Here is a 1,915-nt window from a genome sequence, read left to right on the forward strand (position 1 = left end):
GCCTTCAGCAGCTTCTCGTCGGAGCGTTCCGGATCGTCGTCGCAAGCAAGCGTCGGCGGCAGTTCGTGCACCGACGACGGCAAGTACGACAGGAAGCGCCGCGCGCAGGCGAAGGCTTCTTCCTCGGTGTCGACAGCATGATCGATCGCGCCGGCGCGGGTCTGGATGTCGGCGCCGCCGAGCTCCTGCTTGGTGAGATCCTGGCCGAGCCGCGCCACCACCGGCGGGCCGGCGACGAACATCGCCGAACTGCGGGTCATGATCGAATAGTGGCTGGCAGCGAGCCGCGCCGCACCAAGGCCTGCGACCGAACCCAGCCCGAGCGCGACCACCGGCACCTGCGCGAGGTTCGCCGTCGTGTACCAGTACCAGCGGGTGCCATCGACGCCGCCGGGCAGATTGGCGGCGCCCTTGCTCTCGATCGTCTTCACCGAGCCGCCACCGCCCGATCCTTCGATCACGCGGATGATCGGCAGGCGATAGTCGTGCGCCATCTCCTCCGCCATCTGCGGCTTGGCATGGATCGACGCATCGGCCGAACCGCCGCGCACGGTGAAATCGTCTCCGACCACCACGACGGTGCGGCCGTCAATCTTCGCCCGGCCGAACACGCAGTTCGCCGGGGTCAGATTGATCAGTTCGCCATTGGCGTCGTAGTCGCCGAGACCGGCGACGGCACCGATCTCGTGGAAGCTGCCGGCATCGCTCAGCCGATCGATGCGCTCACGGACCGTGAGCCGGCCCTGGTCATGCTGGCGCTTGACCTTGTCGGTGCCGCCCATCTGCCGCGCGAAGTTCTCGCGCCGGGCCAGCTCGTCGAGCTCCGGCTTCCAACTCATTCATTCCCTCCGGCCTGATCGTCTTCTTGTTATTGTTTCCGGACGGGCGCACCGCCACCAGGCCGCCATCCGCATTCTGCACCAGCGGCTCGATCGCCGAGGCGAGCTTGAGCAGCGCCGGCGCGACTTCGTCGTGCAGCCGCTGTTCGTCGTACATCGCCGCCAGCACGCCGATCGTCACCATCACGTAGGTTTGGTACTGCGGCGACCAGATCGGCACTGCGATGCCGTTGATGTGCGGGCTGAACAGACCGCACGACACCACATAGCCGCGCTCGCGCAGCATCGCGCGGTCGGTTTCGATCCGCTCGCTCAGCAAGGCCGCATCGGCCGGGGCTTCGCGCTGGATCTCCGTCACCAGTGCGGCGGCGACGTTTTCGTCGAGCGACGCCGCATAGGCGTGACCGGCCGCGGTGCGGCTGATCGAGATGCGGCTGCCGGTGGTCGAATGCAGGCCGAGCGCGTGCGCGGCGCGAGCGAATTCGAGATAGACCAGATGGAAGCGGTCCGGAATCAGGAAGCCGATGGTGCCGGGAATCTGATCGGCAACTTCCTGCAGGCGCGAGCGGATCAGATTACGCAGCTGAAGGCCGCGCGTCATCGACGTGCTCATCGCGACCGCCGAGGGGCCGATGCGATACTTCTGATCGCGCGGCAAATACACCAGCTGGCCCATCCGGGTCAGCGTGTGGGTGAGGCGCGACACCGTCGAGCGCGGCAAGCCGCAGCGATTGGAGATTTCGAGATTGCCGAGCCGGACGTCGTGGCCTTCGAAGCAGCGCAGCACGTCGAACGCGCGCGACACCACCTGAATCACATCGCCGTCACCGGCCACATCCCCCTGCCTGCAGAGTCGTTCTGAGCGTCGTCCCATGTCTTTTTATCCTGCGTGGTTATGATGCCCGATGCACCGGGAGTGCCCAACGTCCCGACCCGGCACATCTTACGTTCTTGGTTTCTTGTTACGTTTCTAGTTTCGCTAGGCGGAATATAATTCCGCTTGAAGACAAAGCTACATCAGGCAAATTGCGCCGACAACATCGCTTGACGCTGCGCAAGGCCCCACGCGTAACCAC

At 65.3% G+C, this 1,915-nt stretch carries 2 protein-coding genes; both read right to left on the reverse strand.

Features of this window, described 5'->3' with window-relative positions; translation table 11 throughout:
• Window positions 1–839, reverse strand: an 839-nt coding sequence (locus DYI24_RS25765) for a carboxyl transferase domain-containing protein (protein WP_283810907.1), incomplete at its 3' end; no start/stop codon positions are given.
• Window positions 748–1,713 carry an IclR family transcriptional regulator gene (locus tag DYI24_RS25770; protein WP_164574328.1) on the reverse strand — a complete coding sequence of 322 codons (966 nt, stop codon included), beginning with the start codon at window positions 1,711–1,713 and terminating at the stop codon, window positions 748–750. The genes DYI24_RS25765 and DYI24_RS25770, both read right to left, overlap by 92 nt.
• Window positions 1,714–1,915: the final 202 nt, after the last annotated feature.

The organism is Rhodopseudomonas sp. BR0C11 (genome assembly GCF_010820945.1).
Lineage (GTDB): Bacteria > Pseudomonadota > Alphaproteobacteria > Rhizobiales > Xanthobacteraceae > Rhodopseudomonas > Rhodopseudomonas palustris_H.

Coding starts and splice junctions, on each gene's coding strand:
- DYI24_RS25770 (WP_164574328.1), bottom strand. CDS start 1,713: ATGGGACGACGCTCAGAACGACTCTGCAGGCAGGGGGATGTGGCCGGT.